The 26104-nt window shown below is 66.5% G+C and carries 27 protein-coding genes; 17 read left to right on the top strand and 10 right to left on the bottom strand.

What is annotated here, in order from left to right:
* Positions 1 to 29 precede the first annotated feature (29 nt).
* The 4 genes from CE453_RS09790 to CE453_RS09775 all read left to right on the top strand — a co-directional run bounded on the left by CE453_RS09790 (position 30) and on the right by CE453_RS09775 (position 2898).
* The gene (locus CE453_RS09790; protein ID WP_198302306.1) at positions 30 to 458 is read left to right on the top strand and encodes a hypothetical protein; all 429 of its coding nucleotides are present in this window, start codon (positions 30 to 32) and stop codon (positions 456 to 458) included.
* 104 nt (positions 459 to 562) lie between these two features.
* Positions 563 to 1189: a LysE family translocator gene (locus tag CE453_RS09785; protein WP_089174416.1), complete on the top strand. Its 627-nt coding sequence runs from the start codon at positions 563 to 565 to the stop codon at positions 1187 to 1189.
* Positions 1190 to 1197: 8 nt separating this feature from the next.
* Positions 1198 to 1806: a class I SAM-dependent methyltransferase gene (locus CE453_RS09780; RefSeq protein ID WP_089174415.1), complete on the top strand. Its 609-nt coding sequence runs from the start codon at positions 1198 to 1200 to the stop codon at positions 1804 to 1806.
* 33 nt (positions 1807 to 1839) lie between these two features.
* Positions 1840 to 2898, top strand: coding sequence for an MBL fold metallo-hydrolase (locus CE453_RS09775; protein ID WP_089174414.1), 1059 nt, complete (start codon positions 1840 to 1842; stop codon positions 2896 to 2898).
* Between the two features lie 9 nt (positions 2899 to 2907).
* Here the strand turns inward: CE453_RS09775 and CE453_RS29445 are convergent, their stop codons facing one another.
* Positions 2908 to 3792, bottom strand: a complete 885-nt coding sequence (locus CE453_RS29445) for a GyrI-like domain-containing protein (protein ID WP_157732973.1) — start codon at positions 3790 to 3792, stop codon at positions 2908 to 2910.
* A gap of 140 nt (positions 3793 to 3932) precedes the next feature.
* Here CE453_RS29445 and dapF point away from each other — a divergent pair, with 140 nt between their 5' ends.
* The gene (dapF, locus tag CE453_RS09765) at positions 3933 to 4817 is read left to right on the top strand and encodes a diaminopimelate epimerase (protein ID WP_089174412.1); all 885 of its coding nucleotides are present in this window, start codon (positions 3933 to 3935) and stop codon (positions 4815 to 4817) included.
* On the top strand, positions 4817 to 6088 hold the full coding sequence (gene mtaB / locus CE453_RS09760) for a tRNA (N(6)-L-threonylcarbamoyladenosine(37)-C(2))-methylthiotransferase MtaB (protein WP_089174411.1): 1272 nt from the start codon (positions 4817 to 4819) through the stop codon (positions 6086 to 6088). Before dapF ends, mtaB begins: the two co-directional genes overlap by 1 nt.
* Before the next feature lie 172 nt (positions 6089 to 6260).
* Here the strand turns inward: mtaB and CE453_RS09755 are convergent, their stop codons facing one another.
* The 5 genes from CE453_RS09755 to CE453_RS09735 all read right to left on the bottom strand — a co-directional run bounded on the left by CE453_RS09755 (position 6261) and on the right by CE453_RS09735 (position 13436).
* On the bottom strand, positions 6261 to 7379 hold the full coding sequence (locus CE453_RS09755) for a sulfite oxidase (protein ID WP_198302305.1): 1119 nt from the start codon (positions 7377 to 7379) through the stop codon (positions 6261 to 6263).
* A gap of 77 nt (positions 7380 to 7456) precedes the next feature.
* On the bottom strand, positions 7457 to 9172 hold the full coding sequence (locus CE453_RS09750) for an AMP-binding protein (RefSeq protein ID WP_089174409.1): 1716 nt from the start codon (positions 9170 to 9172) through the stop codon (positions 7457 to 7459).
* Positions 9173 to 9379: 207 nt separating this feature from the next.
* Positions 9380 to 11464, bottom strand: coding sequence for an elongation factor G (locus CE453_RS09745; protein ID WP_089174408.1), 2085 nt, complete (start codon positions 11462 to 11464; stop codon positions 9380 to 9382).
* A gap of 225 nt (positions 11465 to 11689) precedes the next feature.
* Complete coding sequence (locus CE453_RS09740) at positions 11690 to 12952, bottom strand: alkyl sulfatase dimerization domain-containing protein (RefSeq protein ID WP_089174407.1); 1263 nt, start codon at positions 12950 to 12952, stop codon at positions 11690 to 11692.
* 106 nt (positions 12953 to 13058) lie between these two features.
* Positions 13059 to 13436: an ArsR/SmtB family transcription factor gene (locus CE453_RS09735; protein ID WP_089174406.1), complete on the bottom strand. Its 378-nt coding sequence runs from the start codon at positions 13434 to 13436 to the stop codon at positions 13059 to 13061.
* A 60-nt stretch (positions 13437 to 13496) separates the two neighbouring features.
* Here CE453_RS09735 and CE453_RS09730 point away from each other — a divergent pair, with 60 nt between their 5' ends.
* Positions 13497 to 13964 (top strand): SRPBCC family protein, encoded by a 468-nt coding sequence (locus CE453_RS09730; RefSeq protein WP_089177808.1) that lies wholly within the window; start codon positions 13497 to 13499, stop codon positions 13962 to 13964.
* An 80-nt stretch (positions 13965 to 14044) separates the two neighbouring features.
* On the opposite strand, the gene CE453_RS09725 is transcribed toward CE453_RS09730, so the two are convergent.
* Entirely contained in the window at positions 14045 to 14716 is a 672-nt protein-coding gene (locus CE453_RS09725; protein ID WP_089174405.1) for a class I SAM-dependent methyltransferase, read from the bottom strand.
* Between the two features lie 56 nt (positions 14717 to 14772).
* Positions 14773 to 15561 (bottom strand): SDR family NAD(P)-dependent oxidoreductase, encoded by a 789-nt coding sequence (locus CE453_RS09720; protein WP_089174404.1) that lies wholly within the window; start codon positions 15559 to 15561, stop codon positions 14773 to 14775.
* Between the two features lie 208 nt (positions 15562 to 15769).
* Between CE453_RS09720 and rplS the strand changes: the two genes are divergently transcribed.
* The 9 genes from rplS to leuD all read left to right on the top strand — a co-directional run bounded on the left by rplS (position 15770) and on the right by leuD (position 22638).
* A complete protein-coding gene (gene rplS / locus CE453_RS09715; RefSeq protein WP_089174403.1) occupies positions 15770 to 16165 on the top strand; it encodes a 50S ribosomal protein L19 in 396 nt (131 codons plus the stop codon).
* A 240-nt stretch (positions 16166 to 16405) separates the two neighbouring features.
* Positions 16406 to 16855, top strand: coding sequence for a MarR family winged helix-turn-helix transcriptional regulator (locus CE453_RS09710; RefSeq protein WP_089174402.1), 450 nt, complete (start codon positions 16406 to 16408; stop codon positions 16853 to 16855).
* Positions 16852 to 18489, top strand: coding sequence for an efflux MFS transporter permease (locus CE453_RS09705; RefSeq protein ID WP_089174401.1), 1638 nt, complete (start codon positions 16852 to 16854; stop codon positions 18487 to 18489). The genes CE453_RS09710 and CE453_RS09705 overlap by 4 nt, the downstream gene beginning before the upstream one ends.
* Positions 18486 to 19544: an HlyD family secretion protein gene (locus CE453_RS09700; RefSeq protein ID WP_089174400.1), complete on the top strand. Its 1059-nt coding sequence runs from the start codon at positions 18486 to 18488 to the stop codon at positions 19542 to 19544. Before CE453_RS09705 ends, CE453_RS09700 begins: the two co-directional genes overlap by 4 nt.
* Before the next feature lie 55 nt (positions 19545 to 19599).
* A complete protein-coding gene (locus CE453_RS28925) occupies positions 19600 to 19773 on the top strand; it encodes a hypothetical protein (protein ID WP_198302434.1) in 174 nt (57 codons plus the stop codon).
* A 108-nt stretch (positions 19774 to 19881) separates the two neighbouring features.
* Complete coding sequence (gene leuC, locus CE453_RS09695; RefSeq protein WP_089174399.1) at positions 19882 to 21300, top strand: 3-isopropylmalate dehydratase large subunit; 1419 nt, start codon at positions 19882 to 19884, stop codon at positions 21298 to 21300.
* Positions 21301 to 21323: 23 nt separating this feature from the next.
* Positions 21324 to 21569 (top strand): hypothetical protein, encoded by a 246-nt coding sequence (locus tag CE453_RS09690; RefSeq protein WP_089174398.1) that lies wholly within the window; start codon positions 21324 to 21326, stop codon positions 21567 to 21569.
* A 17-nt stretch (positions 21570 to 21586) separates the two neighbouring features.
* Positions 21587 to 22009: a metallopeptidase family protein gene (locus CE453_RS09685; protein ID WP_248308017.1), complete on the top strand. Its 423-nt coding sequence runs from the start codon at positions 21587 to 21589 to the stop codon at positions 22007 to 22009.
* Positions 22010 to 22035: 26 nt separating this feature from the next.
* Complete coding sequence (gene leuD, locus CE453_RS09680) at positions 22036 to 22638, top strand: 3-isopropylmalate dehydratase small subunit (protein WP_089174396.1); 603 nt, start codon at positions 22036 to 22038, stop codon at positions 22636 to 22638.
* Positions 22639 to 22740: 102 nt separating this feature from the next.
* Here leuD and CE453_RS09675 read toward each other — a convergent pair whose 3' ends face one another.
* Positions 22741 to 23955: a DUF1501 domain-containing protein gene (locus CE453_RS09675; RefSeq protein WP_089174395.1), complete on the bottom strand. Its 1215-nt coding sequence runs from the start codon at positions 23953 to 23955 to the stop codon at positions 22741 to 22743.
* A 35-nt stretch (positions 23956 to 23990) separates the two neighbouring features.
* Positions 23991 to 25463, bottom strand: a complete 1473-nt coding sequence (locus CE453_RS09670) for a DUF1800 domain-containing protein (RefSeq protein WP_089174394.1) — start codon at positions 25461 to 25463, stop codon at positions 23991 to 23993.
* Positions 25464 to 25631: 168 nt separating this feature from the next.
* Between CE453_RS09670 and CE453_RS09665 the strand changes: the two genes are divergently transcribed.
* Positions 25632 to 26078, top strand: a complete 447-nt coding sequence (locus CE453_RS09665; protein ID WP_089174393.1) for a PaaI family thioesterase — start codon at positions 25632 to 25634, stop codon at positions 26076 to 26078.
* The last annotated feature ends 26 nt before the right edge of the window (positions 26079 to 26104 follow it).

Genomic DNA, 26104 nt, shown 5'->3' with positions numbered 1-26104 from the left:
ACGATGTCCCTTACTCAATTGCGAGCATAATGATGTTTATTCGTCTGATTTTGCCGTGCGCCATTGCCGTATCCGCCTCTTTTGCCAGCCTGAACACAGCCCAGGCGCAGCCCTGCTCCAGCAATTTCACCAGCGCCGGCGTGCCGATGCTGTCGGAGATCAGCTATCGCAGCTGGGACCTCGTCAAGAACCCGCCCGCCAAGGCCATCAGCGCCGCCGCCCGCGTCGTCTCGGCTGAAGGCTTCGGCGCGATCCGTATCGACAAGGCGACCAACACGCTGACTGCCCTGCAGGACGGTGCCGGATCGGGCCGCCTGCAATCGCTCAAGATCACCGCCCGCAAGAGCGGCGGCGCCACCCGGCTCGACCTCATCTTCACCGTCCAGGCCGGTCAGATCGGTCATGAGGGCGAGGTCCGCCGCGGCTTCTGCAACGTCATCGAAGCCGCACGCCGCTAAAGCAGGATCCGACCGGGCCGAAACAACCTGATCGACGAACGCCTCTGGCCCTTTACAAACACCCGCATCTGGTGATGGCTCTGGTTTTTAGTGGAGCCATCACCATGACCTTCGAAGCCTGGGCAGCCTTCGCCGCCGCCACAGCCGTCCTTCTCATCATTCCCGGACCGACCATCCTCCTGGTCATCTCCTACGCGCTCGGCCAGGGCTGGCGCACGGCCTTCCCGATCGCGCTCGGCGTGGCGCTCGGCGACTTCACGGCAATGACGCTTTCGATGCTCGGCGTCGGCGCCCTGTTGGCCACGTCCGCCATGGTCTTCACTGCGCTGAAATGGCTCGGCGCGGCCTATCTGATCTGGCTTGGCATCAAGCTCTTCCGCGCTGGCGGCTCGCTGGACGCCAAGCCGCGCGAGGATGCGGCGCCGGCCTGGAAGATGCTCGGACATGCTTGGCTGGTGACGGCGCTGAATCCGAAGAGCATCACCTTCTTCGTCGCGTTCCTGCCGCAGTTCCTCGATCCGAAAGCCGATTTCTGGAGCCAGATGCTGATCTTCGAGACGACCTTCATCGGCCTCGCCTTCGCCAATGCTATGGGCTACGCGCTGATCGCCTCGCGTGCGCGGGCCGTGGTGCGGAATCCGCGCGCCATAGGCCTCTTCAACAAGGCCGGCGGGACGCTGCTGATCGGCGCCGGTGTCGCGACGGTTGCGATCCGCTCCGGCAGCAACTGAAACGGCCCATGACGACCAGGGACAGCCGAACGCTCGACTTCTACGCGACCGAAGCCAGCGCCTATGCCGGACGGGAACGCGAAGCGGAGCATCATCGCATCGACCTCTTCGCCCGGGGGCTTCCTGCCGGCGCCCGCATTCTCGAGCTGGGCTGTGGCGGCGGGCAGGACAGCCAGGCGATGCTGGCGCGCGGCTTCGACGTCGTTCCGACCGACGGCTCGCCCGAACTCGCACGGGAGGCCGAGCGCAGGCTCGGCCGCCCCGTCGGCGTGCTGCTCTTCGAGGATCTGAACGAGACCGAAGCCTATGACGGGATATGGGCGCATGCCTGCCTGCTGCATGCGCCACGCCCGGCCCTGCCGGGCATCATCGACCGGATTCACGCCGCCCTGCGGCCAGGAGGCACCCTCTACGCGAGCTTCAAATCCGGCGAGGCGGAGGGACGCGACCGGCTGGGCCGCTATTTCAACTACCTGTCGCAGCCGGAAGTCGTGTCCGCCCTTGGCGCGGCATCGCGCTGGTCGTCCCTCGATATCGAGGAAAACGAGGGCTCCGGCTACGACCGGGTACCGACCCGCTGGCTGCACGTCCTGGCCGTCAAATCTTCCGAGGCTTGACCGAGCGCCGCGGCCACCTACCTCTCTTGAGCCATGGATCGCCGCAAACTCCTCTCCTTCATCGGCCTCGGTGCGCTGCTGGCCTCGACCGGTGCGGCCTGGGCGGCGATCTCCCGTTCGCGCAACCCTTATTACCAGGGCCCCATCAGCGATCACTTCGACGGCCTCGTCTTCAGCGACGGTCGTACCGTCAGCAAAGGGTTGATGGATGTGTTGCGCTGGCAGACCGGCAAGCGCGAACGCGAACCTTTCCCTGCGACCTACGAAACCCCGCCGCAGGACAAGCCTCCGGCCCGGGTCGACGGCGCCCGCATCGTCCATCTCGGCCACGCCTCATTCCTCTATCAGGTTGCCGGCCTCAACTTGCTGATCGACCCGGTCTATTCCGAGCGCGCCAGCCCCTTCACCTTCATGGGGCCGAAGCGTGTCAATGCGCCCGGAATCGCCTTCGATGACCTGCCGACGATCGATACCGTGCTGATCACGCACAACCACTACGACCACCTCGATATCGAGACGCTGGCCCGCCTCCACCGTCGCGACCGCCCGCGCATGATCATGCCGCTCGGCAATGACACCATCGTCAAGGGGCGCATCGCCGACGCCCGCGCCGAAGCACATGACTGGGCGGATCGGGTGGCCTTGTCGGACGCTGTCTCCGTGACGTTGGTCCCGACCTATCACTGGTCGGCACGCGGCGCCTTCGACCGGCGGATGGCGCTGTGGTGCTCGTTCATCCTCGAAACCGGCGGCACGAAAATCTTCCATGTCGGCGACACCGGCTATCATGACGGCTCGCTCTATGAGCAGCTCGGCCGCGAGCACGGCCCGTTCCGCCTCGCTGTGCTGCCGATCGGCGCCTATGAGCCGCGCTGGTTCATGTCGGACAACCACATGAACCCGGAGGAAGCCGTCAAGGTCATGCTGGCGCTCGCCGCTGACGAGGCCATCGGCCACCATTGGGGCACCTTCCAGCTCACCGACGAGGGCATCGAGCGCCCACCACAGGCGCTGAAGGCGGCGCTCGCCGTCGCCGGCCTGTCGGAAGAGCGCTTCAAGCCGATGCGCCCCGGCCTGAGCTGGAGCGCCTGACGCTTCGTCTTACTTCGGCTGAACGTAGACGTTGATCTCGAGGTTCGGATCGGCCGGATCGGCGAGCTCGCTGACATATTCCTCGAGGAAGGCGTCCTTCACCACGATGTTCTTCGCCTCGAGATAGGCGGTGATCGTCTCGTAGGTGGAATCGATGTCGTCATAGGGCGCCTGGTGCAGGAAGCGCAGGGCAGCCCCGGCCGGCGAGGTCGACATCTTGAAATCCGGGCCGAGCGCCGGTGCCTGCCCGCCGGGCGGGATCGCAACCGGCAGCATCGCATCGAAGCGGAAGCCGTCATCCGTGGTCGCGACGAAAAGCGACAACGGCCGACCGGCAACCGCGAGGCCCGCCTTCTGAGCCTCTGCCCGCAGCGCCTTGAAGCTGTCGGAAAGCTTCTGGAAGCCCTGGTCCCAGCTCGCCTGGCCCGAGATCATCAGCACCGGCTTGGGGGAGAGGGTCACTTCGGCGACGTCGCTCGTATCGGAGCCCTTGCCGGCGAGCGTCGCATTGGGATCCGGTACGCCGGTCTGCTGTTGCTGCTGAGCCGGCGGCAGCGGCTGGCCCGGAGCCGGCAAGGTCGGCGGCGGCTGCACAGGCTGCGGCTCCAGCGGCATCTGCGGGGCCGGCGCGGGCTGGACCGGCTGCGGCGTCACCGGGCCGGGCGCAGGTGGCGCCGGCTGAACGGGCTGGGGAGAAGGTTGCGTATCGGGAATGGCAGCCGGCGGGCTCTGGTTCGGCCCGGATTGCGTCTGCGCCGGCGTTGCGCCAGGCGGTGGGGCGAGCGGCGCCGACTGGACGGCGGAAGGCGCCGCAATCGTCGCCTGCGCCCATGCCGTCGGCGCAATAGCTATGGTGCCGGCGCAAGCCAGAACACAAATCCGAAAATACCGCATCGTCACGGTCCTGAACTTCTCGCGATTCGCGCCCTTGCAGCGCAGCATAGAATGTCCACCTTCTCTCAGGAACGGGTATGAGGGTGGCTTTTTCACGTCACCTCGGTCATAGACCCGCAATTCATGGGACGTGTGACCAAATGAACGCTCTGGCGCATCGCCGGTTCCTGAAGATGAACGGACTCGGCAATCAGATCACGGTGCTCGACCTGCGGGGCACGAAGCTCGTCGTGGATGCCGAGGAGGCTCGGGCCATTGCCGCCGAGCCGCGCGCCCGCTTCGACCAGCTCATGGTGCTGCACGATCCGCAGGTGGCGGGCACAGACGCCTTCGTCCGCATCTACAATGTCGACGGCACCGAGGCCGGCGCCTGCGGCAACGGCACGCGCTGCGTCGCCTGGGCGATGATGGCCGATCCGCAGATGGGCGATCAGGCCAAGAATCGCCTGACCTTGCAGACCAAGGCCGGGCTCTTGCCGGTCCGGCGCGAGAGCGAAGCGGTCTTCACCGTCGACATGGGCACTCCGCGCCTCGCCTGGGACGAGATCCCGCTGGCCGAGCCCTTCGAGGATACCAGCCGCTTCGAATTGCAGATCGGCCCGATCGACGATCCGATCCTGCACACGCCCTGCGCCGTCAACATGGGCAATCCCCATGCCGTCTTCTTCGTCGAGGATCCCTACGCCTACAATCTCGAGCAGATCGGCCCGCTGCTGGAGAACCATCCGATCTTCCCGGACCGTGCCAATATCGAGCTCGCCGCCGTCAACGCGCCGGACCATATCGTGCTGCGTGTCTGGGAGCGCGGCGCAGGGATCACCCAGGCTTGCGGCTCGGGCGCTTGCGCGGCACTGGTCGCGGGTGTGCGGCGCGAATTAACCGCCCGCGAAGCGGTGGTCAGCCTGCCGGGCGGCGACCTTACCATCGAATGGCGCGAGAGCGACGGCCATGTGCTCATGACCGGCGCAGCGGAATTCGAATGGGAGGGCACGCTCGACCCGGCCCTGTTCACGAGCGCGGCCTGATGACCCTCGAGGTCGTCACCTTCGGCTGCCGCCTCAACATCGTCGAAAGCGAGGCGCTCAGGCTCCAGGCGGAAGCCGCCGGGCTGAGGGATATCGCCATCGTCAATTCCTGCGCCGTCACGGCAGAGGCGACGCGCCAGGCCAGGCAGGCCATCCGCCGGCTCAAGCGCGATGAGCCAGATCGCCCGGTGATCGTTACCGGCTGTGCCGCGCAAATCGAGCCCGCACGTTTCGCCGCGATGCCGGAAGCCGACCGTGTGCTCGGCAATGACGAGAAGCTGAGGCCTGAAAGCTGGGCAGCACTCGCCCGCTCGAACACCCTGGGCACGAGCGTCGTGGCGTCTGACGACAAGCTCGCCGTCGGCGACATCATGGCCCGCTCGACCCTACGCGCGGCGCCGACCGGCCGTTTCGCCGGGCATACACGCGGCTTCGTGCAAGTGCAGAACGGCTGCGACCACCGCTGCACCTTTTGCGTTATCCCCTTCGGCCGCGGCAATTCGCGCTCGCTCCCTGCGGGCGACGTCCTTGCCCAATGCCGGCGTCTCGTCGAGACCGGGGGACAGGAAATCGTGCTGACCGGCGTCGACCTCACGAGCTATGGCCGCGACCTGCCTGGCGAGCCGACGCTCGGTGCGCTCGCGACGCAGATCCTGCGCGAGCTTCCCGAGCTGCCGCGCCTGCGCCTGTCCTCGATCGACGCGGTCGAGGTCGATGAGACCTTGCGCGAATTGATCGCCACAGAAGCGCGGCTGATGCCGCATCTGCATCTGTCGCTCCAGCATGGCGACGACCTGATCCTGAAGCGCATGAAGCGTCGGCACAGCCGTGCCGATGCGACCCTCTTCTGCGGGGAGATGCGGGCGTTACGTCCCGATATCGTCTTCGGCGCGGATCTCATCGCCGGATTTCCGACAGAGGACGAGGCGATGTTCGCCCGCTCGCTCGCGCTCATCGAGGACTGCGGGCTGAGCTATGTCCACGTCTTCCCCTATTCGGCCAGGCCGCAGACGCCAGCCGCGCGCATGCCGCAACTGCCGGGGGAAGTGGTGGCGGAGCGTGCGGCACGGCTGCGCTCTGCCGCCGCAACCGCGCAGCAGCGCCATCTCGATGCGCGCATGGGCCGCCCCCTTTCAGTGCTGACGGAGCGCGGCAATACCGGTCGTGCCGAGGATTTCACGCTTATCCGCTTCGCCCGCGAGATCGAGGCCGGGCGCATTGTCTCGGCCACCGGCCATGCCAGTGACGGGCGCGCCCTGCTCGCCGCCTGAAATCCGCAGGCCCGAGCCAGAAGAAAAGGGAAGAGAGCCGCCTCGGTCGCCGATGGGAGGAGGGAGTGACCGAGGCGGCAGAGCCGTGCCCCTAACAGCAGACTCGAGGATTTAGACGCGCTAGAGTGGCAAAAGGTTCAAACGTCTCGCGACAATTTTTCCCGCAGAGCGTTCAATCGGCCCGCGCCGCAACCCGCCCCCTGACGCGCTGGACCTGATTGTTACAATAGCCGCGCGGATTCCATGACATTTCCAGCGGCTGGCAAGTGCCGGCGGCATCCCGGGCGCGCGCCATGAGCGTGAATGGCCCCGGTTCTCCGGCTGGCAGGCACCCCGTGAAACGGCGCCAGGCGAAAGGCCCCTCTCCCGCTTCCAGCGCAACCCCGCTCCAGCTCCTGCCGCCATCGCCGGAGAGTTCGACGGCCGCGACCGGAACGGCACCGCTCCAGGCGAAACCCGCGACCTCGATCGTCGCGCCCGCGGCAACCATGAAGCCGTTAGCGGGCCGGGTGATCAGCGATTTTACCGGCATGTCGGTGATGACGGCGAAGTTGGCCGGATCGAGTGGCTCGCCCGGCATGACCGGAGCGATCGGCAGGCGGTAATCGGTGCCGCGCATCTTCTCGCCGTCATGCTCCTGCGTCCGCAGGCTGATGCGGTCGAGCCATTTCTGCCAGGCGGAGCCCGGATAGCCCGGCGCGACGATGCGCAGCGGCCCGCCATGCAGGCGTGGCAACGGTTCGCCGTTCATGGCGAAGGCGATCAGCGTCTCCGAGGCGATCGCCTTGGCGATCGGCAATCCGCGCGACAGGGCCGCCTTCTCCGGCTTGCCGATCTGCCGATCCGGAGCGTGATGGCCGGTATACACGGCGCTCGGCTTCACGCCGGCATGGTTCAACACGTCGGCCAGCCTGACGCCGGTCCAGCGCGCGCAGCCGACAGCGCCGAGCCGCCACTGCAATCCGTCCGTCGCCGGCGAAAACTGCGAGCGACCATTGCCGGCGCATTCCAGCACGGCGGTCTCGGTGACCGTCTCGAAAGCCTCCCGGAGTGCCGATAGCGTCCAGACGGTCGGACGCTCGACCTCGCCGTCAATGGTCAGGGTCCAGGCGTTCTCGTCGGCGGCCTCGGGCAATTCGCCGTTGTTGCGGATGAAGAAGGCACCGACCGGCGTGATCGCCTCGTCGAGCAGATCGAGCGCCGGCTCGGCGTTCAGCGCTTCTTCGTCATAGATGTGGAGGCCCGGTTTCAGGCTGCGCAGCAGGGGCAGTTCGATGAGGCGGCGGGGCAAACGGGAATCGTCTCCGGTGGTGGCACGGCCGGAGAACAGACAACAGCTTGCCGCCGCTGTCGACCTCGGCGCAGCCATCAGCGCCGGGTGACGACCTCCTCGCGCAGGGCCCGGCGCAGCACCTTGCCGACATTGGTCTTGGGCAGGCTCTCGCGGAAGAAGATCTGCCTCGGCACCTTGTAGCCGGTCAGGTTCTCCTTACAGTAGGCCCGCAGCTCGTCTGCAGTCAGGGTCTGGTCCCTGCGCACGACGAAGGCCGCGACGATCTCGCCGGAATGTTCGTCCGGCAGGCCGATCACCGCCGATTCCAGCACGCCCGGATGCGCCGCCAGCACGTCCTCGACCTCGTTCGGATAGACGTTGAAACCCGAGACGAGGATCATGTCCTTCATCCGGTCCACGATCTTGAACTGCCCGTCCGGCAGCATCACGCCGATGTCGCCGGAGCGGAAATAGCCATCCGCCGTCATCGCCTTGGCGGTCTCGTCGGGGCGGTTCCAGTAGCCCCGCATCACCTGCGGGCCCCGGATGCAGATCTCGCCCGGCTCACCGGGTGGCACCTCGCTGCCGTCGGCGTCGCGGACCGCGATCTCGGTCGAGGGAATCGGATAGCCGATCGTGCCCGAGAACTCCTGGATGTCCGGCCGGTTGATGGTCGCGACCGGCGAGGTCTCGGAGAGCCCGTAACCCTCGATGATCGGACGGCCGGTCACCGCCTTCCACTGCTTGGCGACGGCGGCCTGCGTCGCCATGCCGCCCGCCACCGCAAAACGCAGCTCGCTGAAATCCACCGTGCCGATCTCGGGATGGTTGGCGAGCGCGTTGTAGAGCGTGTTGACGCCGGAAATCAGCGTGAAGCGGCTCGACTTCAGCGTCTTCACGAAGCCGGGGATATCGCGCGGATTGGCGATCAGCAGGCTCTTGGCCCCGATCCTGAGCAGGAACATGCAGCAGCAGGTCAATGCGAAGATGTGGTAGAGCGGCAGCGCCGTCACCATGACATGCTGGTATTCGCCGCGCCCTTGCGGCGGCTCGAGCACCCATTCCAGCCACAGGCCGGCCTGCTGAACGTTGGCGGCGACATTGCGATGCGTCAGCGTCGCACCCTTGGCAACGCCGGTCGTCCCACCGGTATATTGCAGGAAGGCGACGTCCTCCGGCACGATGGTGACGGGTTTCATTCCCGCTGCGCCTTGCAGGATCTGGTGCAGCCTCACCGCGCCCGGAAGGTTGAAAGGCTTCACCACCTTCTTGATCCGGCGCGCGACGAAATTGACGATCGTTCCCTTGAAGCCCATCAGATCGCCGGCCGTGGCGATGACGATGGCATCGAGCTTCAGGTTCGGCTTCGCCTCCTCGACGACATGGGCGAAGTTCTCGATCACCACGAGGATGCGCGCACCCGCATCGTTGACCTGATGGGTCAACTCGCGCGCCGTATAGAGCGGGTTGACGTTGACCACGGCGAAACCGCCGATCAGCGTGCCGAAGATCGCCGCCGGATAGGCCAGGATATTCGGCATCATCAGCGCGACGCGATCGCCTTTCTGCAATCCTTGCGCCTGGAGCCAGCCGGCGAAGGCCTCTGCCGCGCGCAGCGTCTCGGCGAAGCTGATGGTCTTGCCGAAGCTTTCGAAGGCGGGGCGGCGGGCATAGGTCGCGCAGGACGCGCGGATCAGGTCGGCCAGCGTCCCGATCTGCGCCTCCTCGAGCTGGTGCGGAACGGCCGGCGGATAATGCGCCAGCCACGGACGCGAATCCTGCCCGGACTGCACGACACCGGTCGCAGTCATGGTCTCCTCCCTCTCGCCCGGCTCAGCTTGCTCGCGCAAAAATGGCGGTGCGGCTTATTTTCATGACCATAGAGTGCGGAACGACGGTTCGGCACGCAAGCGCGGCCTCCGTCTTTCCGCGAAATGTTCACATATAAACCTTTCTGGAAGGAAAGAGACAAGTCCCGACGGCAGGGCTGCCGCCGAGACCATTGTCGCATTGCTCGATCAGCGCGCCTGCGCCGCCGCGAGCGCCTGGGCCGAGACCACGGCCTCCGCCGGCTTGCCGGCAAGCTCGGCCAGATGGTCGAAGCGGGCGCTGAAGGAGCCGACACCGGAGGTCGCCGAGCGCAGCTCGACGATGAGGCCGGGCATTTCGGCCTCGGGCACCAGGGCGTTGATCTGGTCCCAGCCGCGCCAGCCCGGCCGCGTATCGTAGCCAAGAATCTGGCCGCGCCGCGCCGAGATCAGCGCCGAGGCGCGCGACATCGCCTCGGAGGGGATCACGACCTCGATGGAGAGGATCGGCTCCAGCAGCACGGGCTTTGCCTGCGGCATTGCCTCGTTCATCGCCAGTCGCGCCGCCTGCCGGAAGGCCATGTCGGAGGAATCGACCGTATGGTAGGAGCCGTCCGTCAGCGTCACCGCGACGTCGACCACCGGGAAACCGAGCGGCCCCTTCTCGCAATAGTCGCGCATGCCAGCCTCGACCGAGCCGATATACTGGCGCGGCACCACCCCGCCGGTGATCTTGTCGACGAAACGGATGCCCTCCCCGCGCGGCAACCCGGCGACCTCGATCACGACATCGCCATATTGGCCATGGCCGCCGCTCTGCTTGCGGTGGCGCCCGCGCGCATTGGCCTGGCTGCGGATCGTTTCGCGATAGCCGACCTGCGGCGCCTTGCTCGCCACGTTCACGCCGTAGCGGCTCGCGAGCTTCTCCAGCGTGACGCGCAGATGCATCTCGCCCTGGCCCGAGAGGCGCGTCTCGCTCAGTTCCGGCACCTGCGTGACGAGGAGCGCAGTATCCTCCTCCGCGATCTTCTGCAGCGCCGCGGCAAGCCGGACATCGTCCTTGCGATCCTTCACCGAGATCGCGAGCGTATGCACCGGCTCGGGCGGGGCGACCGCACTGACCACGGCGGCGCGCTGCTTGCCCAGCATGAAGGCCTCGCCCGTGCCGATACCGTCGAGCTTGGCGAAACCGGCGACCTCTCCCTCCTCGGCGGCGGGCTTGCGGTTCTGCTCGCTGCCCTTCAACGCGACGATGCCGGCGATCCGCGCCTCGACGCCGCCCGAAGAGGTGACCACGTCCCCTTCCGCCAGCCTGCCGCGCATGACGCGGGCGAGCGAGAGCTTGCCGCCCTGCCCCGCATGCCAGCTCTTCATCACCTGGGCCAGCGGCGGCCCGTCGTCGACAATGCCGACACGGCCGCGCGTCTCGGCGAGTCCCGGCGCCTCGTGCCGCAGCGCCTTGAGCAGGCGCGTCACGCCATTGCCGCGCTCGGCCGCTCCGATCAGCACAGGCACGACATGGCGGTGCTGCAATTCACGGGCGAGATCGTCGAAGATGCGGTCGCGTGGCGGCTCCATGTCGCCGAGCAGCTCCTCCATCAGCTCGTCATCGTAATCCGCGAGCTTCTCCAGCATCGAGAAGCGGGCGTCCTTCTCGCGGCCGCTCTCGTCGACGGCAAGCGGGACGATCTCGCTCGGGGCGTGCTCGCGATAGATGAAGGCCCGCTCCAGCGCGAGGTCGATGAAGCCGATGGCGATGCCCTTCTGCCAGATCGGAATCTGGCGCAGCAGCAGCGGCGTGCGCGAGGCGCGCTGCAGGATGGCGAGCGTCTCGCGCACCCGGCGCGAGGCCGTGTCGATCTTGTTGAGGAAGAGGAAGCGGGGAATATCGGCTTCTTCGAGCTCACGCAGCACAAGTTCGAGCGCCGGCGCCTTGCGGTCGTCGGCCTCGCAGACCACCACGGCCGCATCGACCGCCGGCAGCACGTGGCGCATCTCGTGCAGGAACTCGACCGAGCCGGGGCAGTCGATGAACTGGAAGCGGTCGCCCAGGAACTCGACGCTGGCGACATTGGGCTCGATGCTCATCTGATGAGCCCGTGCCTCGGACGAAGCGTCGCCGACGGTGTTGCCGGTCTTGACCGAGCCGGTGCGCGAGAGCGCGCCGCATCGCATCAGGATGCTTTCGAGCAGCGTCGTCTTGCCGCTCTGGAAGGGGCCGACGATCGCGATGCATCGTGGCCCCGCGCCTCGGGTGCCGGATGCCGCGTCCCCCCTGCCGTTCTGTGCTGCCATGACGTCCTCCTTCGGGTTGGACCGCGGGGACGAAAGGCTTTTGGCCTCGCATCGACGCGGATGGAGGCCGGCGCGTCGGGAGGGAAATGCCCGCAGCACCGGTCGGGCGGCGGTCGTACCGGCCCGAACGGGCCGGCCGGCCGTCGAAGAGGCGTGTCGGGTGAGGTTCGCGCCGTTCGCGGCCGGCTGCAAGGGGAATATATGTCGCGCTGCGGCAGACCGCCGTCAGCCCGCCCGCTCCCGGGCCTGTCGCAGGTAGACCGAGAGGAAGGCCTTGCCCATCAGCGAGCTTTCGTCGTCGATGGCCGTCTGCAGGACACGCGCCCGGACGACCTGGATGCCGGCATCCTCCGGCGCTGCCGCGCCGGCGAATTCAGCCAACTGCACCGAGAGCCGGGACTTGCCCGCTTCCGACAGCCTGGCGGCCCGCTCGGCGAGCCTCTCCGCCCCGCCCGCCAGCTCGGCCAGCTCCCTGGCGATCTCCGCCGTCCGAGCCGGCTTGAGATGCGCCGCGTCGCCGTCGAACCACCCGGCATAGAAATGATAGATGCTGCGGACGAGGAATTCCGGATCGTCGTATTTCGCCAGCAGATAGGGCTTCGCCAGAAAGGCTGCCGGCAGCTTCACGCCATGCAGCACCTCGTCGAGCGTGGCGCCGCGGTTCATCAGGGCCAAGGTCTGGCCGACCAGATATTCGAGAGCCTCGGCGCCGTCGCGCAGCATCTGCAGCGCCCGCTCTTCCCCGAAGACGACCGGGCCATGGCCGGGAATCAGGATGGCGGGCTTCAGCGCCTCCATCTGTCGAAGCGCAGCCGCCCATTCGGCGGCATAGCGCTGGACCTTGCGCGGATTGCCCGCGTTCGGGAACACCCAGATCACGAAATCGCCGCTCGCCAGGACGCTCCGCTCCGGCAGCCACACGAAGGTGGCGTCGTCGGTCTCGCCGCGCCCGTGGAACAGCTCGAACCGCTGCCCGCCGATCGTGAAAGACAGGGTCTCGTCATAGACCTCGTCCGGCTGCCTCTGGCCGACGGGATAGACATAGCCGGGCATGTTGAACTGCTGGCCTTGCACGATGCTGTTGAAGCCCTGCGACGCGACATAGCGCTCCATCCGCCGCTTCACATTGCGATGGGCGACAATCCGGGGCCGCGGAACCCCTTTCGCATCGGCCTCTGCATCGATGACGGCGATACCGCTGGTATGGTCGATATGCCCATGGGTGAAAATCACCGTATGGATCGGACTCTCGTCCCAGGATCGGATTACCTCCAGCGTCCGCTGGGCGGTGTCCGGCTTGGCCGTGTCGACCAGGACCAGCCCCTCGGCCGTGCGGATGGCGGTGACGCTGCCGCAGAAATAGGTCGTATGGACCGTGATGATATCGTCCGCGACATGGGTGATGGCCCCCTGGGAGACAGCGGCGGTCCACTCTTCCATCGGGGCGCTGCCGTTCCACAGGCGCTCGAACAAGGGGTCTGAAGCCATCTGGGATCCTCGCCATGTCACCCACCATGCTTAGCACCGTTGCGACGGGCGAACAGGCGGAACAGGCGATGTGCTGACACGGGGCGTCAGCGGAGGCGTGACGCAGCTAGGCGCCGCCCGCCTCCTCCTCCCCATCATTTAACACGAGAGCGGGCTCGACCTCGCTTTCGCTCATTCGCTTCAGCCGGCTGAGCATGGCCGCAGCATAGGCGGCATAGGGGCCGATCCAGCGTTCGTGGATGCCGTGGATCGGCAGCGCATCGAGATGGTTCCAGCGCTCCCGTCCGCGCCGCTCGACGATCACCAGCCCCGCTTCCTCAAGGACTTTCAGATGCTGCATCACCGTGCAGCGGTCGAGCTCGGGCAGAAGCTCGCACAGCATCCCCGTCGTGCGCGGGCCGGACTTCAATGCATCGACGATGCGGCGCCGGGCGCGGTGCCCGAGGGCCTTGAACAGGGCGTCATCTTCGTCATCCGTTGACATGTTATAAATATATAACGTAATGATAGTCACAGCAACAGGAGACCATCGATGGAACCGCAGATGGATCTGAAATTTTCGGTCGCCGGGCGCATCGCCAAACCGGTCGGAGAAGTCTTCGAAACGGTCGTCAATCCCGAGCGCCTCTCGCATTTTTTCACGACGGGTGGAGCCAAGGGCCGGCTTGAGACAGGCGCGGTCGTGACATGGGATTTCCACGATTTTCCGGGCGCCTTCCCGGTCCATGTCGTGGAGGTGGAAAAGGACAGGCGCATCGTCCTGCGCTGGGGCTCGGACGAGAAGGCCGCGGTACATGATGCCGCCAGCTCTCGCGAGACGACCGTGACGATGACCTTCGAGCCGCTGGAAGACGGCCGCACGCTGGTCCGCATCTCCGAACAGGGCTGGTCGCAGACGCCGGCGGGCCTCAAGGCCTCTTACGGCAATTGCGAGGGCTGGACCGGCATGCTCTGCGCCATGAAGGTCTGGCTCGAGCACGGGCTGAATCTGCGCGAGGGGTTCTACAAGTAGCGGGGTGAAGCAGCCGAACTTCGAGAGGCGGCAGAGGCCCCGAGTGAACGGCTGCTATGGGCGCAAATCAGAAATCGGGATCAGGCGTATGCAACCCATCCGCGAAACGCGAAGCCGGTATAAAATAGGTTGATTCCGGCGAAGCCGGCATCACGCAAGACCTGCTCGTCCCCCTCTGGGGAGAGGATCGGCAAGCGCGCGGCGATCATGGATCGGGCCTTTTCCGCCTGAGAAGGCTCGACCCCCGAGCCGACCGCGAAAGCGACGTAGCGGGAAAGCCACACATCACGGGCGCCCGGCTCCTGAGGGAAGCTGAAATGGGCAACGGCAAGGGGTGCGCCAGGCTTGAGGCGGCGACGGATTTCCTTAAGCGTGCGCAGACGCTCCTCAGGCTCGACGAAGTGCAAGGTCAATATGCATGTCGCAGCATCGAACGGTCCTTCCGGAGCGCTGTCGATGAAACCGTGATGCAGTCGCGCACGCCCGGAAAGGGAGCCCAGGGTCGCTTGTGCGAGGCTCAGCATCTCGGCAGACGGATCGACTCCATCGAAAGACCAGCCGGGCTGAGCCTCGGCGAATGCCTTGATTTCGAGACCACCACCAGCGCCGAGAACAAGCACTCGCGCATCATCAGGGGCACGCTCTGCGAGAAGGATCATGACCATGCGCTGCAGCGCATCGAAACCGGGCACCAGGCGCGGCGGACCGTCGGCGTAGCGGGCAACGGCCTGCGGATCGGAGAATGCGTCCATAAGGAGTACCGCTCCCGCGATTATTGGAAAGGTTCGAGCAGCATCGATCCAGCCTCCTACAGGTTCCTCCGCTCGCCACGCAGCGTCGCAAGGCCGATCCCCGCGGCGTCAAAGCCGCCATCGACCGCCAGCACCTGCCCGGTGATATAACTGGCCCGGTCGGAGCACAGGAAGAAGATCGACTCGGCCAATTCCTCCTCCAGCCCGTAGCGGCCGAGCGGAATCGCGTCGCGATAGTCGGCGCGGATTTCGGGGCTGTGCACCGCCTTGGCCATCGCCGTTTCGACCGGTCCAGGCGCGACCGCATTGACACGGATGCCCAAGGCCGAGAGCTCGACCGCCTGCTGCTTCGTCAGATGTTTCAGAGCAGCCTTCGAGGTGCCGTAGGCGACGCGCAGCGTCGAGGCGCGCAGACCCGAGATCGAAGTGATGTTGACGATGGCGCCGCCGCCGGCGTCGGCCATCAGCGGTGCAGCGAGCTGCGTCGTCAGGAAGGGGCCGGAGAGATTGACCGCGAGCACACGCTGCCATTCGTCATAGGTGGTCTCGAGCAGCGGCTTGAATACGGCGGTGCCAGCATTGTTGACCAGCGCATCGAGCCGCCCAAAGCGCGCGACGAGCGCCTCGAAGGCGGCGGAGACCTGCCGCGGATCGGCGATGTCGCAGGTCAGTGCCAGCGTCTCCCCGGGCCGGTCGATCTCCGCAACCGCCTTCTCCAGACCGGCATCGTCGATATCGAGCAGGCCGACGCGCCAGCCGTCGGCGAGGAAGCGCTTCGCCGTCGCCAGCCCGATGCCGCGCGCAGCGCCGGTGACGAGGACGACCTTGGAAAGGGTATTGCTCATGGATTGTCCGAAGGATGATATGAGGAGTGGGATCGACGCTCCAAAGGCTATGCTTTGCAGGTCGCCAGCCGCAAGCAGCCGGCCCGCATGCGCTTTGCCGGCATTGCCGCTCGACAAACGCGTCGCGCTCCTGTAAGGCCCCGCACTCAACTGAAAACAGCGAGCCGAAAGCCCGCGCTTCCGCGCGAACACGGCCATGGAGAGACCCATGAACATCATCGAACAGATCGATGCCGAGCAGATCGCCAAGCTCAGCGAAGGCAAGGCCATCCCCGCCTTCCAGCCGGGCGACACCGTGCAGGTCAACGTGAAGGTCAAGGAAGGCGAGCGCACCCGCGTCCAGGCCTATGAAGGCGTCGTGATCGCCCGCAACGGCGGCGGCCTCAACCAGAGCTTCACCGTCCGCAAGATTTCTTATGGCGAGGGTGTCGAGCGCGTCTTCCCGCTCTTCTCGCCGAACCTGGATTCCATCAAGGTCGTCCGCAAGGGCAAGGTGCGTCGCGCCAAGCTCTATTACCTGCGTGACCGCCGCGGCAAGTCGGCCCGCATCGCCGAGCGCGTCGATGCCAAGCCCGCCAAGGGCGAGAAGGCCGCCGGCAAGTAAGCCGACAGCCTCGACGCAAAGAGAGTTGCAAGCGCGGTCCCTTGGGGCCGCGTTTTTTCGTTGCGTCATTGATGAGCGACCGGCGCAGCTGCGCGGAAGCCCCTCGCTTGCGCATGATTAAAAGGTCGCCACCGACGTGGCATGCAAAATTTGCATGCCTTTAGATAATATCGTCAATTGATATGCGGCATCCGTCTATATAAGTATGATAATAATTAGCTTGCTACTTATATTCAACCTATGAACCTGACAGACCTTCAAGCCGCCTTCACGGCCGAGCTCGCGGCAGTCAACCGCAAGCTGCGTGCGCTCGTCGACGAGCGGGCGCGGGGCATGGGGCTGACCCTCGCCCGGGCCCGCTTGCTGATGGAACTGGCGCGCGAAGACGGGCTTATCCAATCCGATCTCGCAGGCCTGCTCGAAATCGAGCAGCCGACGCTGGTGCGCCTGCTCGACGGGCTCGAGCGCAACGGCATGATCGAGCGCCGCGCCGTCGAGGGCGACCGGCGTGCGCGCCAGGTCTTCCTCACCCCGATGGCGCGCGCCCAAGCCGAGGACATCCTGGCATTTCTCGCCGAGCTGCGCGCTGATATCCTGCAGGGTATCGCGCCGCAGGAACTGGAATTGGCGCTCAGTGTCCTGCGCAGGACTTCGCGCAACATCGCCGCCGGGCGGAGCACCGCCTCATGAGCACGCCCGAGTCCGCCGCCGCGCCGCCGGCCTCGACATGGTTCACCATGCCGGTGCCCCGCGCACTGGGCTACATGTTCGCTTCCGTGGCGTTGGCGATGACGCAGCAGATCGGCCAGAACATCGTCAACACCAACGTCTACCAGATCCAGGGCGATCTCGGCGCCACTGTCGCCGAGACCAACTGGCTGATCGCCGCCTACATGGCGCCGAACGTCTCGCTCTCGATCGCGCTGATCAAGATCCGCATGCAGTACGGGCTGCGCAACTTCGCGGAGATCAGCATCGCCGGCCTGTTGCTGGCGGCCGTGCTCAACTTCTTCGTGCACGACCTGCAATCGGCGGTGGCCGTACGTTTCATGAGCGGCATCGCGGCATCGCCGATGTCGTCCCTCGCCTTCTTCTACATGATCGAGCCGATGCAGCCGCCGCGGAAGCTGACTGCAGGCCTGTCGCTGGCTCTGACGAACACCACGCTCGGCATCCCGGTGACGCGGCTGATCTCGCCGCCCCTGCTCGACTTCGCCGGCTTCCATGGCCTCACCATGTTCGAGGTGGGCTTGGCCATGGTGGCCTTCGGCTTCGTCTATGCCCTGCCGCTGGCGACGCCGCCGCGCGTCAAGTGGATCGGCCCGGTCGACATCGTGAGCTATCTGCTGATCGCGATCGGTTTCGGCTCGATCGCGGTCGCGCTCAGCCTGGGCCGAATCTACTGGTGGTTCGAGGCGCCCTGGCTCGGCTGGCTTTTTGCCGTCGCGATCATCTGCCTGACGCTGGCTGGCATCACCGAACTGCATCGCAAGAGCCCCCTCGTCGACATCCGCTGGCTGACGAGCCCGACCACGCTGCATTTCGCCGGCGCCCTGCTGACGATGCGGCTGGTGCTGGCCGAGCAGACGGTCGGTGCCTCGAACTTCTTCCAGGCGCTCGGCATCCAGAACGAGCAGACCGTGCCGCTCTACGTGATCATCCTCTGCGCGATCCTGGCCGGCGGCGTGACCTGTGCAGCCTTCCTGCGGCCGGGCCGCGAGAGCTGGTTCTACGGCACGGCTCTGGCCTGCGTCGCGCTGGGCGCCTGGCTTGACAGCGGCGCGACCAGCCTGACCCGCCCGCACGATATCCGGCTCAGCCAGGCGCTGGTCGCCTATGGCTCGGCGCTGTTCCTGCCGGCCGCGATGGCGCAGGGCATGGGCAGCGCGATTGCGCGCGGCCCGCTCTACATCCTGAGCTTCATCACCGTCTTCCTGTTCACGCAGAGCATCGGCGGCCTGCTCGGCTCGGCGGTCTTCGGCAGCTTCATCACGCTTCGGACGACCTTCCACTACAACGTCTTGACCGAGCACTTCTCCATGGCCGACCCGCTCGTTGCCCAGCGTGCCAGCCAGCTCGGTCGTGCCTACGGCCAGGTCCTGACCGACTCGACCTTGATGCGGTCGGAAGGCGTCACGCTCTTCGCCCAGCAGGCGATGCGCGAAGCGATCGTGCTCGCCTACAACGACGCCTTCCTGCTGATCTCGCTGATCTCGGGGTTCGCCCTGATCGGCCTTCTCCTTCACCTCGCCTTCCTGCAACTGAAGGCGCGCCTCGCCGCGCCAGCCTCCTTGGCAATCCTGCCCCTCAAGCCCCAGCCATGACCAGCGCCTTCCGCTCCGTTTCGACCTACATCGCCCTGACGATCGGCCTCGTCGGCCTCGCCGTCATTCTTTACGCCTGGCAGCTGCCACCCTTCCGCAGCAGCATCGAGACCACCGAGAACGCCTATGTCCGCGGACAGGTGACGCTGATCGCGCCGCAACTCGCCGGCTACGTGGCGGAAGTGCCGGTGCAGGATTTCGCCGCGGTGAAGCAGGGCGACCTGCTCCTGCGCATCGACGACAGGATCTATGCGCAGAAGCTGGAGCAGGCCCGGGCCGGCCTCGCCGCGCAGCGCGCAGCGCTCGCCAATTCGGATCAGGCCCGTGCCGCGGCGGAAGCCCGCCTGCGCGCGGCTGTCGCGAATGTCGCCAGCGCCGAGGCCGCCCTGCGCACGGCCGAGGCCAATTGGGGCCGCATCGAACCGTTGCGCGAGCGCGGCGTCGTCAGCCAGACCAGCACCGACCAGAGCCAGCAGGCGCTCGACCAGGCCCGTGCCTCCCTCGCCGCCAGCAATGCTGCCGCCGAGGTGGCGCGGCAGGATATCCAGACCGCCATCGTCAACCGCCAGTCGCTGGTGGCGGCGGTCGAGGGCGCCGAGGCCGCCGTCCATCTTGCGGAGATCGACCTCAGCAACACCCGCATCCTTGCTCCGCAGGACGGGCGCCTCGGTGAGGTCTCGGCCCGGCTCGGGCAGTATGTCTCGGCCGGCACGCAATTGATGGCGCTGGTGCCGAACCAGGTCTGGGTCATTGCCAACTTCAAGGAGACGCAGCTTGCCGCCATGCGCGTCGGCCAGCCGGTGAGCTTCACGGTCGATGCGTTGCGCCATGCCCGGCTCACCGGCCATATCGAACGCTTCTCGCCGGCGGCCGGCTCGGAGTTCAGCGTGATCAGGCCCGACAACGCCACCGGTAACTTCATCAAGATCGCCCAGCGCGTCCCGGTGCGCATCGCCATCGACCCTAACCAGCCTCTGGCCGATCGCCTGGCGCCGGGCATGTCGGTGGTCGTCAGCGTCGACACCGCGGCGACGGGCTCCGCGTCCGGCAAATGACGGACCGGCAAGGAGGTCGATTGTCCGGCTTCCTTGGAACTGCTAAACAGTAGCCATGTCGCCGTGCGTGCATCAGTTCCAGCGCTCCTGCGCCGTGCAGGGAGAGGGCCATCTGCCGCCCCTGCCGACGACGCAGGATTTTGCCGCGCTGCATGACCATGCCCGCCTGCCCTGGCGCTTCTTCGGCCGCTTCACCGCGTCCCTCGCCGCAGGCCTTACCGGCGCCTGAGACCGGCCGCTTCCGTGCGGCCGGCGACAGGCGAACCGTTTTTGCAAGCCGGCTCGAGCGCCGGCTTTCCCGTTTCCAGATCAGATTTCAGCAGACCGAGACCAAGCCATGACTGCGACCAAGGGTCCCCAGACGCTCTACGACAAAATCTTCGACGACCACGTCGTCGACCGGCAGGATGACGGCACCTGCCTGCTCTATATCGACCGCCACCTGGTTCATGAGGTGACGAGCCCGCAGGCCTTCGAAGGCCTGCGCATGACCGGCCGCAAGGTCCGTGCGCCCGAGAAGACGCTCGCCGTCGTCGACCACAACATCCAGACCACCGACCGCTCCAAGGGCATCCAGGAAGAGGAAAGCCGCATCCAGGTCGAGGCGCTCGCCAAGAACGCCAGGGACTTCGGCGTCGAGTATTTCAACGAGCTCGACAAGCGCCAGGGCATCGTCCACATCGTCGGCCCCGAGCAGGGCTTCACCCTGCCCGGCACCACGATCGTCTGCGGCGACTCGCACACCTCGACGCACGGCGCCTTCGGTGCGCTCGCCCACGGCATCGGCACCTCGGAGGTCGAGCACGTCCTCGCCACTCAGACGCTGATCCAGAAGAAGGCGATGAACATGCTCGTCCAGGTGGACGGCACGCCTGCTCCCGGCGTCGGCGCCAAGGACATCACGCTCGCCATCATCGGCGAGATCGGCACCGCCGGCGGCACCGGTTCGGTGATCGAATATGCTGGCGAAGCCATCCGCGGCCTCACCATGGAAGGTCGCATGACGGTCTGCAACATGTCGATCGAGGGCGGTGCCCGCGCCGGCATGGTCGCCCCCGACGAGAAGGCCTTCGCCTATCTGAAGGGCCGCCCCAAGGCGCCGCAGGGCGCCGCCTGGGATGCCGCCGTCCGCTACTGGGAGACGCTCCGCTCCGACGAAGGCGCGCATTTCGACCGTGTCGTCAGGCTCGACGCCGCCAACCTGCCGCCGATCGTCTCCTGGGGTACCAGCCCCGAGGATGTGATCTCGGTGACCGGCGCGGTTCCGGATCCCGAGCTGATCGCCGACGAGGTCAAGCGCGCCTCGAAGAAGCGCGCGCTCGAATACATGGGCCTGACCGCCGGCACAAAGATCACCGACATCCCGCTCGACGTGATCTGGATCGGCTCCTGCACCAATGGCCGCATCGAGGATCTGCGCACCGTCGCGAAGATCGTCGAGGGCAAGAAGATCCATGCAAGTCTCGACTACGGCATGATCGTTCCCGGCTCCGGCCTGGTGAAGGAGCAGGCCGAGGCCGAAGGCCTCGACAAGATCTTCATCGCCGCCGGCTTCGAATGGCGCGAGCCGGGCTGCTCGATGTGCCTGGGTATGAACCCCGACCAGCTCAAGCCCGGCCAGCGCGCCGCCTCGACCTCGAACCGCAATTTCGAGGGTCGCCAGGGCTATCGCGGCCGCACCCATCTCGTCTCGCCGGCGATGGCGGCGGCGGCGGCCTTGACCGGCCGCTTCGTCGATGTCCGCACGCTGGGCTGAAGCGGTCTCGCGGGGAGCGCATCATGTCGAACGACCCCCGCGAAACTGCCCGCGAGGCCGAGGCCAAGGCCGCGCTCGAGCGCGTCAAACGCGACAGCGAGACCTTGCTCGGCTCCTCGATGGGCCGGGCCGCACAGCACTTCTCCGGCGCCGATGCGCCGGAGGGCGACAAGATCGAGCTCTGGGGCCGGCGCATCGGCCGTTCCCTCTCGCTCCTCGGCGTCGTCGTGCTGGCCTGGTGGCTCGGCCATCAGCTCAAGATCTGGTGACAGGCATGGATGCCGCCGTGACGAAGGCAGCGCAGATCGACTGGGACGGGGCGAAGGCCCCGTCGCTGGCGGCGTTCGAAGAACTGGCTCAGGCCGCCTTCGACCGCCTGCCGGATGAGTTCCGCGCGCTCTGCGCCGACGTGATCTTCAACGTCGCCGAGTTCCCGGAGGACGACGTCCTGAAGGAGCTGGAGGCAGAGAGCCCCTTCGATCTGCTCGGCCTCTTCACCGGCGTCGGGCTGCCGCAGCAAGGCTATGCGCCGCAGACCGGCCAAATGCCCAACACCATCCACCTCTATCGCCGGCCAATCCTCGACTATTGGGCCGAACATGACGAAAGCCTCGGCACCATCGTGACCCACGTCATGGTCCATGAGATCGGCCACCATTTCGGCTTCTCCGACGAGGACATGGAAGCCATCGAACAGGCGGCCGGCTGAGCCCGGCCTGAAGCAAGGACAGGAACATGCAGCCCTTCACCACCCTGACCTCGACACCCGCCCCCCTGAAGGTGGTCAATGTCGACACCGACATGATCATCCCGAAGCAATACCTGAAGACGATCAAGCGCACGGGCCTTGGCACCGCGCTGTTCTCGGAGATGCGCTACAAGGAGGACGGTTCGGAAAATCCGGATTTCGTGCTGAACCAGCCAGCCTATCGCAAGGCGCAGATCCTGGTCGCCGGCGACAATTTCGGCTGCGGCTCCTCACGCGAGCACGCCCCCTGGGCGCTGCTCGACTTCGGCATCCGCTGCGTGATCTCCACGAGCTTCGCCGACATCTTCTACAACAACTGCTTCAAGAACGGCATTCTGCCGATCAAGGTCACGCCCGAGCAGCTCGACGCGCTGTTCGACGATGCCGAGCGCGGCTCCAACGCGACACTGACGATCGACCTCGAGAACCAGACGATCAAGGGCCCGGACGGCGGCGAGATCAAGTTCGAGCTCGATCCCTTCCGCAAGCATTGCCTGCTCAACGGCCTCGACGACATCGGCCTGACCATGGAGAAGGGCACGAAGATCGACGCCTATGAGGCTAAGCTGAAACAGCGCGAATGGGCCTGAGCTGAAACGTCGCTCCCGGGCCACGCATCGCGCCGGCCCGGGAATCTCGTGAGCATTTCCTGGCGATGCGCTCGGGCTCAGGCCCGGGCATGAAGGACAAGCTTAAACCACCAGCCCCGTTACCGGCCCGAGATCGGCCGTTCCCGGAAACACCTTCTCCGCCAGCACCGGTCCAGACAGTCCGAAGAGATCGGCGACCACACCCTTTGCTACGGCGCGGATATCGGTTGTCGGCTTGAGATCGCGGTTCTGGTAGAGATCCTCGGGCTTCAGGCCCGGCCAGTCGGCGATCATCCGCCCGCCCTTGACCGCCCCGCCGACGAGGAAGGCGACGGTCCCGGTGCCGTGATCGGTGCCGACCGTACCGTTCACCGCAGCCGTGCGGCCGAACTCCGTCACCACCATCACCACCGTATCCTTCCAGACCGGCGCCAGACCTGTTTCGAAGGTGGCGAAGGCTCCGTCGAGGCCGCCGAGCAGGCTTGCGAGCCGGCCCTTGGCTCCGCCCTCATTGGCATGCGTGTCCCACCCTTCGAAAGCGAGAGCCGCGATACGTGGGCCATCATCGGCGCCGATGAGCCCAGCCGCTCCCTCGGCGATGCGGCGCATGCCATCGGCAGAATCCGGCCCGACACCGCTCATCTTGCCGTCCATACCCCTCCGCTGGGCCAGGCCTTCGGTCTCGATCGCCTGCTGCAACGCCGCGGAAAGCGCCTTATCCCGCTGGCCGTAAAGATCGGCGAGACGCATCGTCAGGTCCGCGCCCGCACGTGCCATGCGTGGCGGCGCCCAGCCCAGCACGGGGGCATCGCCGCGCACAACCAGGGGGGGCACGACGCCGACGCCGAGCACGCCCTTGCGGGCGATGCCTTCGCCGGCCGGCAGGCTGGCGAGCAGGCGGTTGAGCCAGCCCGAGGCGGTATGGCCCGGCCCGGCCTGCCCGCTTTCCAGAACGTCCTGTCCGTCGAAATGCGAGCGCTCGCGATAGCCTGTCGCGGCAGCATGGACGATCGCCGCCTGCCCTTGCCTGTAGAGCCGCGCCAGATTGGGCATCGCCGGATGGAGGTAGAAGAAGCCGTCGAGCGGCAACGCCGCCTCCGGGCCGTCCTTGGCGAGTGCGATGCCCTCGCGCAGGCCGGCATAGCCTGGGTCGCCGATGGGGGGGACGGCAGAGAGCCCGTCGAGCGCGCCGCGCAGCACGACCACGACGAAGCGCGGATCCCGCGCGCCCGCCGCCGCGTAGGCGAATTTCGGCACGAAGGACCAGGCGAACAGAGCCCCCGCCGCACCGAGAATAGCGCGACGCGATGGCGTCATCCGTTCGCAATCATCATCCCGGTGATCCATCTCCGTCACCTCCGCTGGAATTCGGGCGACATCAGCAGCAGCGCAACCGCCTGCGGCCGGCTCTCGGCCCGCGCCACCGCCTGCTGCGTCTCGGGCGAGAGGAGCGGACCGAGGACATCCTGCGCCAGACCCCGCGGATCCGGCACCGCATTGGCGGCTTGCCGGCCCCAGCCAGCCGCGACATCGATGCGCGTCTTGATGCCCTCGGCCGAGGCCCAGCTGGCATTGGTATCGGCATAGCCGTTCGGCCCCGATGGCTGCCAGAAAGGCTGACCCATCGCGCCGAGGGGGCCGAGGATCTGGCCGGCATTCGGCTTCAGTCCGGTCGCGCGATAGGCTGCGAGCAGGAACTCCTGCGGCGAGCGGATCTTGCTCGCCGGCGCCTTCCAGGCTTCGTCGCTACCGATCAGCGCCCGATAGACCGATGGCAGATCGCCGCCGCTTTGCCGGAAGGTGGAGGCCAAGAGCTCGACCAATTTGGGCGGCGGATCGTCGGCCACGAAATGACGCACGAGTTTGGTTGCGATGAACCGAGCGGTCGCCGGGTGATGCGCGAGATCGGTCAGCGCCGCCACGCCCTGCGCCAGATCCGGTTGCTCATAGGCCCGGCCGAGCAAGGGCGTCGCGCCCGGTTCGTGGAGTCCGGGATTGAAGATGAAGGAGCCGGGGAAGCCCAGCCGCCCATCGCGCCCCGCCATCGTCCAGCCGGTGAGGATGCGGGCGAGATTGGTGACATCGGCCTGATCGTAGCCGCCGGAAACGCCAAGCGTATGCAGTTCCATGATCTCGCGGGCAAGATTCTCGTTGAGCCCGCGGCGTTGCCGGCGTCCCGCGGGGGAGTTCGGGCCGATCGACTGGCGGTTATCGAGGAAGTCGAGCATCGCCGGATGGCTTTCCGCCGCGATCAGCATGTCTTCGAAACGCCCGAAGACATGCGGCCGGATCGCCTCGCGCTCATAAGCTCCGGCCATGATGCGTCCGATATTGCTCTTGGTCGCGCCGATGCAGAAATGGTTCGACCAGAACATCGTCAGCCGCTCGCCCAATCCGGTCTCCGCCGCGAGAGCGAGATCGACGCGCGCCTTCACCTCGTCGCGATAGGTGCGGAAAGGCAAGGCCGGTTCGTTCGGCAGCGGCTTGGCCGGCTGCGCCATATCGTTCGCGCCCGCCATGCTCTGCCCCGCATTCATCGCCGGGGCATTCATCGGCGCAGCGCTCGCGACCTGCATGCCTTGCGCCGCCTGCTTCGCCTCGCGCTCGATTTTCTGCTGATCCTCGAAGGCGAACAGCGCGCGCCCGATCTCGGAAACGCCCGGAAAGGGAACACCCGGCGGCTGCGCCGGGCTACCGGCCGCGACCTCGGCTAGGAGCCGCTCCCGCGCATCCCGACGGATCGCCTCGCCTTGCCCCGGCTTCGGGCCGAGCCCGAAACGCTGGAGGGCGACAGCCCCTGCAGTCAGGCTTCCGCTTTCCGCCACCGCCCTCGCCTCCGCTGATGCGTTCGCTGAGAATTCACGCGGACTATGGCAAAAAACCGAGGGCTTTCATGACAAAGCGGCAATGTTCGGTGGTTTCCGCCATCCCTGCGCGCTCCCCGTTGCAGCGGTACGGGGCAGCTGTCACCGTAGCCGGCCAGGAGGATCGTCATGACCATGGACGAAAGCAGCGTCGACCGCCGGATCCGGGAGAGTTTTGCCAAGCAGGGTCTGATGCAGACGCTCGGTGCCAGCCTCGTCCATGTCTCGCCGGGTCGGGTAGAGATTGCGCTTGTGCCTCGGCCCGAGATCGCGCAGCAGCATGGCTTCGTGCATGCGGGCGCCGTGAGCGCCATCGCGGACAGCGCCGCCGGCTATGCCGCGCTCAGCATGATGCCCGCGGGCCGTGGCATCCTGACCACGGAATTCAAGATCAACCTGCTCGCGCCCGCTGCCGGCACGCGCATCGTCGCGCGCGGCAAGGTGGTCAAGGCCGGCCGGACCCTGACGCTGGCGCAGACCGAGGTGCTGGCCGAGAACGACGGCAGGGAGCGCCTCATCGCCCTACTGACTGCAACGTTGATGACGATCGAGGGCCGCGACGGCATCGTGGATTGACGCAGGCCGCTGTCGGCGCCCCGGAA

The organism is Bosea sp. AS-1, assembly GCF_002220095.1.
GTDB lineage: Bacteria > Pseudomonadota > Alphaproteobacteria > Rhizobiales > Beijerinckiaceae > Allobosea.
The sequence above is the reverse complement of the archived record's forward strand: the minus strand, read 5'-3'. Positions and strand labels throughout refer to the sequence as shown.